Source organism: Mesorhizobium sp. ORS 3428, from assembly GCF_001854785.1.
In the GTDB taxonomy this organism is placed as follows: Bacteria; Pseudomonadota; Alphaproteobacteria; order Rhizobiales; family Rhizobiaceae; genus Mesorhizobium.
Genome location: NZ_MDFL01000141.1, coordinates 13,375 through 26,666 on the forward strand (window position 1 = coordinate 13,375; position 13,292 = coordinate 26,666).

The 13,292-nt window shown below is 64.4% G+C and carries 15 protein-coding genes; 9 read left to right on the top strand and 6 right to left on the bottom strand.

What is annotated here, in order from left to right; translation table 11 throughout:
• Window positions 1-135 precede the first annotated feature (135 nt).
• Window positions 136-1,116 (top strand): cysteine synthase A, encoded by a 981-nt coding sequence (cysK, locus tag ORS3428_RS24075; RefSeq protein WP_071100793.1) that lies wholly within the window; start codon window positions 136-138, stop codon window positions 1,114-1,116.
• Between the two features lie 145 nt (window positions 1,117-1,261).
• Window positions 1,262-1,891 (top strand): glutathione S-transferase family protein, encoded by a 630-nt coding sequence (locus tag ORS3428_RS24080; RefSeq protein ID WP_071100794.1) that lies wholly within the window; start codon window positions 1,262-1,264, stop codon window positions 1,889-1,891.
• A gap of 16 nt (window positions 1,892-1,907) precedes the next feature.
• Here ORS3428_RS24080 and ORS3428_RS24085 read toward each other — a convergent pair whose 3' ends face one another.
• The 4 genes from ORS3428_RS24085 to ORS3428_RS32670 form a co-directional block, all read right to left on the bottom strand.
• The gene (locus ORS3428_RS24085; protein WP_071100795.1) at window positions 1,908-3,155 is read right to left on the bottom strand and encodes an RNA polymerase sigma factor; all 1,248 of its coding nucleotides are present in this window, start codon (window positions 3,153-3,155) and stop codon (window positions 1,908-1,910) included.
• 7 nt (window positions 3,156-3,162) lie between these two features.
• A complete protein-coding gene (locus tag ORS3428_RS24090; protein WP_071100796.1) occupies window positions 3,163-3,531 on the bottom strand; it encodes a YciI family protein in 369 nt (122 codons plus the stop codon).
• Window positions 3,532-3,706: 175 nt separating this feature from the next.
• Window positions 3,707-4,159 (bottom strand): thiol-disulfide oxidoreductase DCC family protein, encoded by a 453-nt coding sequence (locus ORS3428_RS24095; RefSeq protein ID WP_071100797.1) that lies wholly within the window; start codon window positions 4,157-4,159, stop codon window positions 3,707-3,709.
• A 179-nt stretch (window positions 4,160-4,338) separates the two neighbouring features.
• Window positions 4,339-4,485 (bottom strand): hypothetical protein, encoded by a 147-nt coding sequence (locus ORS3428_RS32670; protein ID WP_108723159.1) that lies wholly within the window; start codon window positions 4,483-4,485, stop codon window positions 4,339-4,341.
• Window positions 4,486-4,881: 396 nt separating this feature from the next.
• On the opposite strand from ORS3428_RS32670, the gene ORS3428_RS24100 reads away from it, so the two are divergent.
• The 3 genes from ORS3428_RS24100 (at window position 4,882) to ligD (ending at window position 8,893) form a co-directional block, all read left to right on the top strand.
• Entirely contained in the window at window positions 4,882-5,385 is a 504-nt protein-coding gene (locus ORS3428_RS24100; RefSeq protein ID WP_071100798.1) for a YciE/YciF ferroxidase family protein, read from the top strand.
• 85 nt (window positions 5,386-5,470) lie between these two features.
• Window positions 5,471-6,355 carry a non-homologous end joining protein Ku gene (gene ku, locus ORS3428_RS24105; RefSeq protein ID WP_071100799.1) on the top strand — a complete coding sequence of 295 codons (885 nt, stop codon included), beginning with the start codon at window positions 5,471-5,473 and terminating at the stop codon, window positions 6,353-6,355.
• A 12-nt stretch (window positions 6,356-6,367) separates the two neighbouring features.
• Complete coding sequence (ligD, locus tag ORS3428_RS24110) at window positions 6,368-8,893, top strand: DNA ligase D (RefSeq protein ID WP_071100800.1); 2,526 nt, start codon at window positions 6,368-6,370, stop codon at window positions 8,891-8,893.
• Between the two features lie 6 nt (window positions 8,894-8,899).
• On the opposite strand, the gene ORS3428_RS24115 is transcribed toward ligD, so the two are convergent.
• Window positions 8,900-9,574, bottom strand: a complete 675-nt coding sequence (locus ORS3428_RS24115) for an ArsR/SmtB family transcription factor (RefSeq protein WP_071100801.1) — start codon at window positions 9,572-9,574, stop codon at window positions 8,900-8,902.
• 169 nt (window positions 9,575-9,743) lie between these two features.
• On the opposite strand from ORS3428_RS24115, the gene ORS3428_RS24120 reads away from it, so the two are divergent.
• On the top strand, window positions 9,744-10,112 hold the full coding sequence (locus ORS3428_RS24120; protein WP_071100802.1) for an NIPSNAP family protein: 369 nt from the start codon (window positions 9,744-9,746) through the stop codon (window positions 10,110-10,112).
• On the top strand, window positions 10,109-10,453 hold the full coding sequence (locus ORS3428_RS24125) for an antibiotic biosynthesis monooxygenase family protein (RefSeq protein WP_071100803.1): 345 nt from the start codon (window positions 10,109-10,111) through the stop codon (window positions 10,451-10,453). The genes ORS3428_RS24120 and ORS3428_RS24125 overlap by 4 nt, the downstream gene beginning before the upstream one ends.
• 163 nt (window positions 10,454-10,616) lie before the next feature.
• On the opposite strand, the gene mbfA is transcribed toward ORS3428_RS24125, so the two are convergent.
• Entirely contained in the window at window positions 10,617-11,600 is a 984-nt protein-coding gene (mbfA, locus tag ORS3428_RS24130) for an iron exporter MbfA (RefSeq protein WP_071100804.1), read from the bottom strand.
• Window positions 11,601-11,767: 167 nt separating this feature from the next.
• On the opposite strand from mbfA, the gene ORS3428_RS24135 reads away from it, so the two are divergent.
• Window positions 11,768-12,091 carry a hypothetical protein gene (locus ORS3428_RS24135; protein ID WP_071100822.1) on the top strand — a complete coding sequence of 108 codons (324 nt, stop codon included), beginning with the start codon at window positions 11,768-11,770 and terminating at the stop codon, window positions 12,089-12,091.
• Window positions 12,092-12,259: 168 nt separating this feature from the next.
• Complete coding sequence (locus tag ORS3428_RS24140) at window positions 12,260-13,237, top strand: threonine/serine dehydratase (RefSeq protein WP_071100805.1); 978 nt, start codon at window positions 12,260-12,262, stop codon at window positions 13,235-13,237.
• Window positions 13,238-13,292: the final 55 nt, after the last annotated feature.

Genomic DNA, 13,292 nt, shown 5'->3' on the forward strand with positions numbered 1-13,292 from the left:
ATCCGGAAAATGCATTTCCGGCGCGGTCCCGTTTTGAGCAACCGCCCCACTCGGATATTTTCGGTGGCCGGCCTATCTTGCGCGGCTGAAAGCCCTATTCTGTCTGCCTATGCCTTTGCCTTGGGAGCGAAACCAATGAACAAGCCCGTCACCTCCGCGCGCGTCCCCGGCCGCGGCCGCATCTTCAACTCAATCACCGAGACGATTGGCGACACGCCGCTGGTGCGGCTCGACAAATTCGCGAAGGAGAAGGGCATCCTCGCCAACGTGCTGGCCAAGCTCGAATTCTTCAATCCGATCTCCTCGGTGAAGGACCRCATCGGCGTTTCCATGATCGAGGCGCTGGAGGAGGCAGGCAAGATCTCGCCCGGCAAGACCACGCTGATCGAGCCGACCTCCGGCAACACCGGCATCGCGCTGGCCTTCGCCGCTGCCGCCAAGGGCTACAAGCTGATCCTGACCATGCCGGAGACGATGTCGGTCGAGCGGCGCAAGATGCTGGCGCTGCTAGGCGCCGAGCTGGTGCTGACCGAAGGGCCAAAGGGCATGAAGGGCGCTATCGCCAAGGCCGACKAGCTCGCCGCCACGCTGCCCAACGCCATCATCCCGCAGCAGTTCGAGAACCCGGCCAATCCGGAAATCCACCGCCGCACCACGGCCGAGGAGATCTGGAACGACACCAATGGAGAGGTTGACATCTTCGTCGCCGGCATCGGCACTGGCGGCACCATTACCGGCGTCGGCCAGGTGCTGAAGAAGCGCAAGCCCTCGCTGCATGTCGTGGCCGTCGAGCCGGAGGCCTCGCCGGTGCTCTCCGGCGGCCAGCCCGGCCCGCACAAGATCCAGGGCATCGGCGCCGGCTTTGCGCCAAAAATCCTCGACACCTCGATCTATGACGAGATCGTCAGGGTCTCGAACGAGGATTCCGTCGCCAATGCGCGCCTCGTCGCCCGTCTCGAAGGCGTGCCGGTCGGCATTTCGTCGGGYGCGGCGCTGCAGGCGGCCATCGTCGTCGGCACGCGGCCGGAGAATAAGGGCAAGAACCTTGTCGTCGTCGTCCCTTCCTTCGCCGAGCGCTACCTCTCGACGATCCTGTTCGACGGGCTGGGGGCGTAGACTTGAGAGCGGACATCGATAGGCCACAAGCCCTCGAACTGGACCGCTGAAAAAACACCTCTGGCGCCCGTCGTCTCGCTTGAGCGGACAGGGCATCCGATTCAACTTGTCGCCGCCGGCTTGAATCGGCCGGCGGGAGGATTTCATGTACAAACTCTACACGCGCCCCGGCAGCGGCGGCTTCGTAGTCGAGGCGGCGCTTGCCATGGCCGGCGCGCCGTTCCAGCAGATCGACGTGCCGAAGAAGGATCCGCCCGATCCGGCCTTCCTCGCCATCAGCCCCTTGAACCAGGTCCCGGTGCTGACGCTGCCGGATGGCCGCTCGATCACCGAATCGGCGGCGATCTGCATTCTCCTCGCCGAACGGCATCCGGAGGCGCAACTGGCGCCCAAACCGGCTTCGCCCGCGCGCGCCGATTTCCTGCGTTGGATGGCCTTCATGTCGTCGGTGCTCTATCCGGCGATCCTCCGGCTCTACTATGCCTATCGCTACACTGCGGAGGCCGGTGGCGTGCAGGCGGTAAAGGAAGCGGCCATCGCCGAGATGGATCGCGGCTTTGCCATCGTCGACAACGCGCTTGCCGGCCGCGACTGRCTGGCCGGCGACAAGCTTTCGATCGCCGACATCTATCTGGTCATGCTGGTGGCTTGGCGTCCCGATGTCGAGAGCGCTTGCCTCGCTTGGCCGAATATCGAACGCCTGTGGAGCAGGCTGCGCCGGCACGAGCTGATGCGAAAGCTGWACGCTTCCCACGAGATGTGGCCGCAGGAATGATCGCCGGCACCTCGTCTCAGTTTCGCACGAGCTTTCCTCGTTCGGCTTGCAGGAAGCGTCGCAACGCCGGATCGCGCTCGAGCCCGATCGCCCGGTCGTAGGCTTCGGCGGCATCCGCAGCGTTGCCGAGCCTGGCCGACAGCTCGGCCCGCGCTGCCCAATAGGGCTGGTATTCGGCAAGCCGCCTGTCGTCACCGATCCCCTCAAGCGCGGCAAGGCCCTCGGCCGCCCCTTCCATTTCGGCAATCGCCACGGCGCGGTTGATCGCCACCACCGGCGAGCCGGCAATCGCCATCAGCGCGTCGTAAAGCTGGCGGATCGCCGCCCAGTCGGTCGTACCGCTCCGCCGTCGCGCCGTGTGCGCCGATTGCACCGCGGCTTCGAGCTGGTAGCGGCCGATGGCTCCCATGGCCGCGGCGCGCCTGAGCAGGCCTTCCGCCTCCTCGATCTGCGTGTCGTCCCAAAGTGCGGTGTCCTGTTCGGCAAGCGGCACGAAGTCGCCGTCGGAGTTGCGCCGCGCCGCGCGCCGGGCTTCGGCGAAAAGCATCAGCGCCAGAAGGCCGAGCGTCTCCGGCTCGTCCGGGATGAGCGAGGCGACAAGCCGGCCGAGCCAGATGCCTTCGCTGGCGAGGTTGCGCCGCCTGGTCTCGGCTCCGGCCGGGTCCGACCAGCCTTCGRCAAAGCTAGCGTAGATCGCTTCCAGCACGGCGTCGAGCCGTTCGCCGAGCTCGGTGCGGTCCGGCACGCGGAAGGGGATCCCGGCCTCGCGGATGCGGTTCTTCGCGCGCACCAGCCTTTGGCCCATCGTCGCCGGCGACACCAGGAAGGCCGAGGCTATTGCTGCGGCGTCAAAGCCCAGTACGGTCTGCAGGATCAGCGGCGCCCGCACACTGGCCTCGATCGCCGGATGGGCGCAGGCAAACATCAGCCTGAGCCGCTCGTCAGGCAAATCCTCATTCGTCATGCGCGCCTCCGCCTCTTCGGCAATCAGCTGCAGGTGGCCGCGCGCCGCCTCGCCGGTCAGCCGTCGCCGCACTGCGTCGACGTCGCGACGGCGCGCCACGGCGAGCAGCCAGGCTTCCGGCTTTTCCGGCACGCCGCTTTTCGGCCAGCGCTCCAGCGCCGCGGCAAACGCGTCCGCCAGCGCATCCTCGGCGCCGGCGACGTCGCGCATGCGGGCCGCGAGATAGGCGACCAGCTTGCCGTAGCTTTGCCGGGCGGCCGCCTCGGCCGCCGCCCGCGCCATCTCCGGCCGCTTGTTCATCAGTTGGTCATTCGCCAGGTGCGTAGTCGGTCATTTCCCAGATCGGCCGCACCTCGACCGTGCCGGTGCTGGCTGCCGGACAGCGCGCRCCCCATTCGATCGCCGTGTCGATGTCGGTCGCCTCGATCATGTAGAAGCCGGCAAGCTGCTCCTTGGTGTCGGCATAGGGGCCGTCGAGCACGTTGGTCTTGCCGTTGGCCATCCGCACCGAGGTCRCCGCCTGGGTCGGGCGCAGCCGGTCGCCGGCCAGCCACGCGCCGGATTTCTTGAGGGCTTCGGTATAGGCGCCGTATGCCGCGAGGGTCTGCTCGGCTTTGTCGCGCGGTGTATTCGCCATTGCGGCTTCATCATTGTAGATCAAGAGCATGTATCGCATGGTCTTCTCCCGTTTTTGCGAGGGCCGCGTCGTTGCGGGCCGACCCTATGTCGTGCGGCCGCTGCAGATTTCGACAGGCGCCGAAAAATTTTCGCCCCTAGCCGCCATTGGCGCAAGGGAAGGCAAGGCGCCAACCGCCCAGGGGCGGAGTGCCAGCTGCCCGGAGCTTTCCTGGCTAGCCGATCAGCCGCTGCCGCAGTTCGCCAGACGGGATTTCGCAGCTGACCTTCCTGCCGAACAGCGCGTAGCGGTTCTTGGCGACGCGGTCATAGAGCCAGTCGCGCAGCGGCCGAGGCAGGACGAGCAGCACCTTTGCCACCCGCCAAGGCCAGCCGAGCGCGGCCATGATGGCGATGAAACTGTCGAGCTTCGTGAAGGCGACGCCGTCGATGATGGCGAGGTTGGTTTCGTAGCTTTCGGTCGGCAGGCCATGTTCGCGAAACAGTGCCTCGCCGAGCGGCGACTGGGCGGTTGCGAAGCGGAAGCGCTTTTCGCGGTCGAGCCTGACCACCATCCGCACGAATCCCGAGCAGAACACGCAGACGCCGTCGAAGACGATCAACGGCTGGCGGGCGTCGTAAGCTTGGGCTGGGAGAGGAGGACGCTTCTGTTCGGGCAGGTCGGTCATGATAGCCCCGGGTGCTTGTGCACTAAGACACTAAGCCAGCCGGCGGCGTCGTCAAAGTCGCGGCGTTGTCGCACGCCTGCCGTYGGCGACGGCAGGGCGTTCGTCGCGATAGGTTGTGGCGCGGTGGTCAGCGGYCGGTTTGCAGATCCGGCTGTTGTGACGGCTGTCAAGCATCATGGTCAGTTCGTGCCGATGCCGAGCGAGTTGCCGCGGCGGGCGCAGGCCGGACCCGGGCCGCGCATGTAATAGCGCTCCGGCCGGTAGGTCGGCGCGACGAATTCGCGAATGGCGGCGGCATAGCCGGCGATGTGGTTCCAGAAGCTCATTTTCCTGTCCCTGTCCCTGTTTCGGATGTCCCTTCCGAATTGCGGGCATAGTAGCGTCGAGGCGTGAATAGTCGGTGAACGCGATGTTAATTTCTGGTCCGAAACTCGTCGCTTCGTGGCTGGATTGCGGCTGATTCGCGGTCTTTCCGCGCCTTTTGTCGCGATTCCGGCGCGTGTGACTTTTGCATCACATATGTTTCGCCAGCATGTCGCTTGACCGCGCTTCTTTTTCACATTCGGGCGGCGCCCGGAAATTTCATTGCTCGGCCGGCAAAGGTCAGGAACCCGCCCGGAAGGGGCACGTTGACCCCGAGGCCGGCGTTGATCGGCCCCAAGGATAGCGGCGGTCACCGCCGTTTGAATTCCCACCCGCATGAGCAATGGAAGGCAAAAGCCATGGGTTTCTTTTCGAGAGACATCAAGTCGCTGGACGACCTCTTCGTCCACATGCTGCGCGACATCTATTATGCGGAGAAGCAGGTCGAGCGGACGCTGCCGAAAATGATCGGCAAGGCGACCGATCCGCAGCTGAAGGCCGGCTTCGAAAAACACCTCGAACAGACCAAGGGCCATATCGATCGGGTCGAGCAGGTGTTCGAGCTGCACGGCATCAGGRCCAAGGCCATCAACTGTCCGGCCATTGACGGCATCCTCGAGGAAGCCGACGAGATGAGCGGCGATATCGACGACCGGGAGGTTCTCGATGCGGCGCTGATCGCCGCCGCGCAGGCGGTCGAACATTACGAGATGACGCGCTACGGAACGCTGATCGCCTGGGCCAAGCARCTCGGCCGCAGCGACTGCGCCAATGTGCTGGCCAAGAACCTCAAGGAAGAGCAGGCGACCGACCGCAAGCTCACCGAAATGGCGGAAAGCAGGATCAACCTGCAGGCCGCCTGACAAGCGCCGGCCCGGCCGGCTTCACCCGGAACCCAAGCCAGCCCCCGACCGTTGCGACTAGGATCGCATCGCGCCGGAGGTCGCCATGGCACCGCGCCCCGCCTGGAAGGGCTATCTGAAACTGTCGCTGGTCACCTGCGCCATCGAGCTGACCAACGTCGTTACCCATGCGGAAAAGGTTTCTTTCCGCATCCTCAACCGAAAGACCGGCAACACCGTCAGGCGCATCTATGTCGACGCCGGAACCGGCGAGCCGTTGGAAGAAGGCGACCAGATCAAGGGCTATGAGGTCAGCGACAACGAATTCGTCCATATCGAGGAAGACGAGATCGAGGCGGTTGAGATCGAGTCCTCGCATACGTTGAGCCTCGACGGTTTCGTCGACAAATCCTCGATCGAGCAGATCTATCTCGACACGCCCTACTATGTCTCGCCGGCGGACGAGGTGTCGGAGGAGGCTTTCGCCGTCATCCGCGACGCCATGTCGGCAAGGAAGATGGCCGGCCTCGCCCRCATCGTGCTCTATCAAAGGGAACGCCCGGTGGTGATCGAGCCGTTCGGCAAGGGCATGGTGCTGACGACCCTGCGCTATGAGGACACCGTGCGCCGGCCAGGCGCGGTCTTCGACGAAATCAAGTCAACCAAGGCCGATCACGAGATGATCGATCTTGCCGAGCACATCATCGACCAGAAGAAGGCGAAGTTCGATCCGTCGAAATTCGACGACCGCTATGACGACGCGCTGCYCGAACTGATCCGTGCCAAGAAGGCCRGCAGGAAGGCGCCGAAGGCCAAGGCGCCGCCGAAGCCGTCCAATGTCGTCAACCTGTTCGACGCGCTGAAGAAGAGCCTGAACGCCGAAGGCGGCGGGAAAACCGACAAATCATCATCGAAGGCGCCCTCGGCGCGGAGGAAGACCAAGGCCTCGGCGCCCGGTCGCAATCAACATAGAAGTCGCAAATCCGCATAGGAGCGTGACGTCATGGCGAGCCTCGAGCAATATCATGCCAAGCGCGACTTCCGCAAAACCTCCGAGCCGGCGGGCAAGGTGCCGCGGCACAAGAAAGGCGAGGCCGGCGGGACCTTCGTCGTCCAGAAGCACGCGGCGACGCGGCTCCATTACGATTTTCGCTTGGAGCATGATGGCGTGCTGTGGAGCTGGGYGGTCACGCGCGGRCCGAGYCTCGATCCGCACGAAAAGCGGCTGGCCGTGCATGTCGAGGACCACCCGCTCGACTATGCCTCCTTCGAGGGTACCATTCCGAAGGGCGAGTATGGCGGCGGCTCGGTCATCGTGTGGGACGACGGCAAATGGATCCCGGAAGGCGATCCGGCCGAAGGCATGAAGAAAGGCCATATCGACTTCGAGCTCGAAGGCTACAAGCTGCACGGGCGTTGGYATCTGGTCCGGATGAAACCGCGTCGCGGTGAAAAGCGCGACAACTGGCTGCTGATCAAAGCCGACGATGCCGCCGCTCGCCCTGGCGAGGACATCCTCAAGGACGAGCCGCAATCGGTTAGGTCGGGCCTGACGGTCGAGGAGGTCGGCGAAGGCAAGACGGCGAAGGGTGCGAAGCCGAAGGTCTGGCATTCCGGCAAGCCGGCCGCCAAGAGGGCAAAGGCCGGGCGTCTCGGCCGCCTCAAATTCATCGAGCCGCAGCTCGCCACGCTGGAAAAGGAGGCGCCYTCCGGCGACGAGTGGCTGCATGAGGTGAAGTTCGACGGCTACCGCATGCAGGCGCAGATCGCCGGCAGCGACGTCAGGCTGCTGACGCGCGCCGGCCTCGACTGGACCGACAAGTTCGACGGGCCTGTCACTGAAGCGCTTGCAAAGCTGAAATGCCGGGACGCCATCTTCGACGGCGAGATCGTCGTGCTGGCCGACAGCGGCGTGTCGTCCTTTCCGCTGCTGCAGGYGGACCTTTCGGCCCACCGCATCGACCGCCTCATCTACTATGTCTTCGACCTGATGCGCCTCGACGGCGAGGACCTGCGCCGCGAGCCGTTGGTCGAGCGCAAGCAGGCGCTCACCGAACTGCTCGGCGAGCGGCCCGAGGATTCGGCGCTGCGCTTCAGCGACCATTTCCACGAGCCCGGCAAGGTTATGCTGCAGCATGTCTGCCGCATGGGCCTCGAAGGCGTCGTCTCGAAGCGCGCCGACGCGCCCTATCGCAGCGGACGTGGCCTCACCTGGATCAAGTCGAAATGCACGCTGCGCCAGGAATTCGTCCTCGGCGGCTACCTGCCATCCGACAAGACAGGGCGCGGGCTGCGCTCGCTGCTGGTCGGTTACAATGAGGGCGRCAAGCTCAAATATGCCGGCCGCGTCGGCACCGGCTTTTCCGGCAAGGTGATGGCCGATCTCAAAAAGAAGCTAGACCGCCTCAAGGCAAAGGAATCGCCTTTCTCGACGGCCGTGCCGAAGGGCAAGGGACTCACCTGGGTGAAGCCGGAACTTGTCGGCGAAGTGGAGTTCCGCAGCTGGACATCCGACCGTATAATCCGCCACGCCTCGTTCCAGGGATTGCGCGAGGACAAGCCGGYGGAGGAAGTCGTGCAGGAAGAGCCGAAGAAAGCCGCCGCCAAGCCTGAGAGCGGTGCGAAGGCAAGGAGCGGCAAGGCGGCGCCGAAGGCCGCCTCGGCCGGATCCGCCAAGACCTCGGTGAACCTCTCGCATCCCGACAAGCTTTTGTGGCCCGACGAAAAGATCTCAAAGCGGGACCTGCTCGACCATTACGCGCTGGTCTGGCCTCACATGGAGCAGTTCGTCGTCAATCGGCCGCTCAGCCTGGTGCGGGCGCCGGATGGCATCGCCGGCCAGCGCTTCTTCCAGAAGCACGCCTCGCCCGGCATGAGCGACAAGATCGCCAGGATGAAGGATCCGACGGATGGCGAGGAAATCCTGTTCATCCGCGATTTCGACGGGCTCGCGGCGCTTGTCCAGTACGGAGTGGTCGAGGTCCATATCTGGGGCTCGACGATCGAGGAATTGGAAAAGCCGGACCAGATCATCTTCGACCTCGATCCGGACGAGGGCGTCGACGTCAGGGCGGTGCGCGAGGCAGCGCTCGAAATCCAAAAGCGGCTCGACGAGCTGTCGATGCCGAACCTGGTCAAGACCTCCGGCGGCAAGGGCTATCACGTGCTGGTGCCGCTGAAGCCGTCGGCGGACTGGGACGAGGTCAAGGACTTCGCCCATGATTTCGCTCGCGCGCTGGAACAGGCTTCGCCGGACCRCTACACGGCGACCTTGTCGAAAAAGGCGCGCACCGGAAAAGTCTTTGTCGACTATCTGCGCAACAGCCGTGGCGCGACCACCGTCTCGCCCTACTCCTCGCGCGCCAAGAAGCGCGCGACCGTGTCGATGCCGGTGACTTGGCCGGAGATTGAAAAGGGCCTGCCGCCCAACGCCTTCCCGATCGGCGACGAGACGACACTGAAGCAGCTGAAAAAGGCCGACCCGTGGAAGGATTTCTTCAAGCTGGGCAAGGTGCTCAAGCGGGGTTAACGGAAATCAGGAGAGGAACACCCTCCCGAATTCCTGCCTGYCCTTCGGCGAGAACACCACGGCGCGGCTGTCCTTCTCGCGTCGCGCCCATTTCTCGGCGAGGATCTTGTCGAGAATGGCGGCACCTAGCGACCCGGCGAGATGCGAGCGCCGCACGCTCCAGTCGAGGYAGGCGCGGCACACCGGCCGCCTGGCCTTGGTGTCGAGTTCGATGCCGAGCGCCGCGAAATGCGAAATGCCTGACGGTGAGAGCCTGATCTCGTTGTCCGCGCGCACCAGCACTTTCTTGTCGACGAGACGRTCGAGCATCGCCACCGCCTGCTCGCCGGCGAGATGATCGTAGCACACGCGCGCCATGCGCATTGCCACATCGCGCGGGCCCGGCCGCACCCGTTTCGGGCCGACGGCTTCGGCGACGCCGATGATCGCCTCGATCATGCCTGCCACCTGCGCGCCGGCGAGGCCGTAATAGCGATGGCGGCCCTGGCTCGCCAGCGTCAGCAAACCGCCGTCCATCAGCTTCGAAAGATGCGAGGAAGCGGTGGGCAGCGACACGCCCGCCTCCAATGCCAATTCCGATGCCGTCAGTGCCGTGCCGCCCATCAGCGCGCTGAGCATGTTGGCCCGCGCCGGATCGCCGACCAGGCTGGCGATGCGGGCGATGTCCGGTCCTTCGCGCATGGTTCGACCCTTATCGAAGTATTCCCGCGAGGGAAGCACTATTCTCGTTTCAGTTCAAGGAGCGCGGAAAACGCGCCTGACACGAGAAGCCTAGCACACCGGCGAAAAGTGACGTTTCGACAAAGATCGAACCGTCGTCGCCGGAAAGCCAATCGACCAGGAGACCGAAATGACCATCACCTGCTTCATCCGCTACGAGATCGATCCTTTCGGCAAGGCGGCGTTCGAGCAATATGCGCGCGCTTGGGGCCAGGCCATTCCGCGCTGCGGCGCCGACCTGATCGGCTATTTCGCGCCGCATGAGGGCTCGGCCACCACGGCCTACGCCGCCTACAACATCGAGAGCCTCGCGGCCTACGAAGCCTATCGCGCGCGGCTTRCCGCCGACCCGGCCGGCAAGGCAAACTACGAATTCGCGCGGCGCGAAAAATTCATCCTCAAGGAAGACCGCTTCTTCCTGAAACTGGTATCGGAACCGCACGGGCCGCGGCAGATTTTTGACACCTGTGTAACCGCGAAGGAAAGGATAGAGGCATGATCGCTGTCATCTTCGAGGTGGAGCCGGCGGAGGGAAAACGCGACGCCTATCTCGGCATCGCCGCCGAGCTTAGGCCCCTGCTCGACGGCATCGACGGCTTCATCTCGGTCGAGCGCTTCCAGAGCCTTACCGATCCGAAGCGCGTGCTGTCGCTGTCCTTCTGGMGCGACGAGGACGCGGTGAAGGCCTGGCGCAACACCGAGGAGCACCGCCGGGCGCAGAAGGCCGGACGCGGCGGAATTTTTGCYGGCTATCGTCTTCGCATCGCCCACGTCGTGCGCGACTACGGGCTCAATGAGAGGGATGGGGCGCCGCAGGATAGCCGGGCGGTGAATGGTTGAGCTCCCCCTTCTCCCACCCTTGTGGGAGAAGGTGTCGCCGAAGGCGACTGATGAGGGGTTCCAGGGAATACCAGCGTCTCACTCCGCTGAAACAACCCTCATCCGTCTCGGCGCTGCGCGCCGATCCACCTTCTCCCACAAGGGAGAAGGGGGAGGATGCCGCTTACGCATTCCCGATCAGAACGCCCGCCCCGAACACCAGGGCTCCGCCCAGCACCACCTGGAAGGCGGCGCGCCAGAACGGCGTTTGCATGTAACGGTTCTGGATGAAGGCGATCGCCCAGAGCTCGAAGAACACCACGATCGCGGCGACGATTGTCGCCGTCCAGAAATAGGGGATGAGGTAAGGCAGCGCGTGGCCGAGCCCGCCCAGCGTCGTCATGATGCCGACGGTGAGGCCGCGCTTCACCGGTGAGCCGCGTCCCGAAAGCTTGCCGTCGTCGGAGGCCACTTCGGTGAAGCCCATCGAGATGCCGGCGCCGAACGAGGCGGCGAGGCCGACGAGAAACGTCTGGAATGTCGCATGCGTGGCGAACGCCGCGGCAAAGATCGGCGCCAGCGTCGACACCGAGCCGTCCATCAGTCCGGCGAGCCCTGGCTGCACATAGGTGAGGACGAACTGACGCTGCTCCGCCGTCGCCTCCTCGGTCTTGACCTCGCCCGAGACATGTCTCTGCTCCAGCTTGTGGGCGGAATTCTCATGGTCGAGCTCGGCCGCGGCCAGCTCGTCGAGCAGTTTCCGCGTCGAGGCGTCGGTGGTGCGCTTGGCCGCCTCGACATAGAAGCGGTAGGCCTGCTGCTCCATCTCCTCGGCCTGGCGGCGCACGTGGTCGATGCCGAGCGGCCGCACCAGCCAGTCCGGCTTGCGCTCGTAATAGCCTCTGACATGGTCGCGCCGGATCAGTGGAATGCGCTCGCCGAAGCGCTTGCGGTGTAGCTCGATGAGGGAATCGCGGTGGCCGTCCTCTTCCTCGGCCATTGCTTCGAAYAGCTTGGCCGACTGCGGAAAATCTTCCGCTAGGCCGTCGGCATAGGCGCGGTAGATGYGCCCGTCGTCCTCCTCCGATGAGATCGCCAGCGCCAGGATTTCCTGCTCCGACAGCGAATCGAAGGAGCGGCGGCCGAAGCCGAAAACACGGGAAAGCATGAGGAGATCATCCTAGTTTAGAATGGTTCTAAACTAGGGGTTTGGACGCCGGGGGTCAATCGCGGAGGTGGGGGCAGGCGGAATTATTGATGCGGCCTCGCGCTCTTAATTATTGCCGAATGTTCACCTATATAACCGGCTTCAGCCAAAATCGAAGGAAAGAAGGGATGAMGGAAAAGAAGCCCCCGCACGCATTCGACCCGAAACCCGTTCTCGATCTCATCGCCARCATCGAGGYCGACCTGCAGCGCCTCAAGGGCATGGTCGAGCAGCAGGTCGAAAAATTCGACCCCGCCAATCCACACAACAAGACGCTGGACGRCAAGCTGACCGACGAAGGTGTGGAGTGCTGCTACCGCATGTTCGACGAGGGCAAGTCGCGCTATTCGGTCGCCCAGCAGATGAAGATCTCGTTTGCCGCCGCCACCCACCGCTTCAACACCTGGCGCAAGCTCGGCGGCAAGAAGCGGACGCGGGCGCTGCTGGGGTGAATGGTCGGCTGCAACTTGCGCAATGCCGGCGGAACAGAGGGGCGCGCAAGGAACGCCAACCTTCCAAAACTACTGAAGCGACATTGTCTCCATCACATTTTTTCGTTGGCGCGCCGGCACAATTTCCGTGCACCATAGGTGGTCCCGTTCTTCGTAAGGCCCAYGTCCATGATCACCCTACCCGGCATTTCCGACATCCAGGCCGCCGCCGCGCGGCTTTCCGGCCTGGTCGTGGAAACGCCGCTCATCGAATCGCCGGAGCTCAACAAGCGCTATGGCGGCCGCATCCTGTTCAAGCCGGAAACGCTGCAGCGCACCGGCTCCTTCAAGATCCGCGGCGCCTACAACAAATTGTHGTCGCTTAGCGAGGAGGAGCGCAGCCGCGGCGTCGTCGCCTTTTCGTCCGGCAATCATGCGCAGGGCGTCGCGGCTTCCGCTGCGATGTACGCCGTCAAGGCGGTCATTGCCATGCCTGTGGACGCGCCGGCGCTCAAGGTCGGCAACGTCCGCAGGATGGGCGCCGAGGTGGTGCCGTTCGACCGTTTCAAGGACAATCGCATGACGATTGTTCGCCCCTATATCGAGAAGGGCATGGCGCTGGTGCCGCCCTTCGACGATCCGGCTATCATTGCCGGCCAGGGCACGATCGGCCTGGAGCTTATGAAGCAGGCGAAGGCGCTCGGCGTAACGCTTGATGCCGTCGTCGTGCCATGCGGCGGCGGCGGTCTGTCGAGCGGCATTTCCGTCGCCGTCAAGCACGCCTCGCCAGAGACCGCCGTCTGGGCGGTCGAGCCCGAGCATTTCGACGACACGCGCCGCTCGCTCGCCAAGGGCGAAAGGGTCTCGAATGAGCCCGGGCATACCTCGATCTGCGACGCGATCCTCACCGCTGAGCCCGGCGTTATCACCTTCGAGATCAACCGCAGAAACCTCGCCGGCGCCGTCGCCGTCTCCGACAAGGCCACGGCGCAGGCGATGCGCGACGCCATGGCCTACTTGAAGCTGGTGGTCGAGCCCGGCGGCTGCGTCGCGCTCGCAGCGCTTTCATCCGGCGAGATCGATCTCGCCGGCAAATGCGTTGCCGTGGTGCTTTCCGGCGGCAATGTCGATTTCGGCACCTATGCCGGGATCATGGCGGCGGCGTAGAAGTGCTGCACGCAGGAAGCGCCGCTGTCCCGCCGGCATCAAAAAAGTCAGAGCC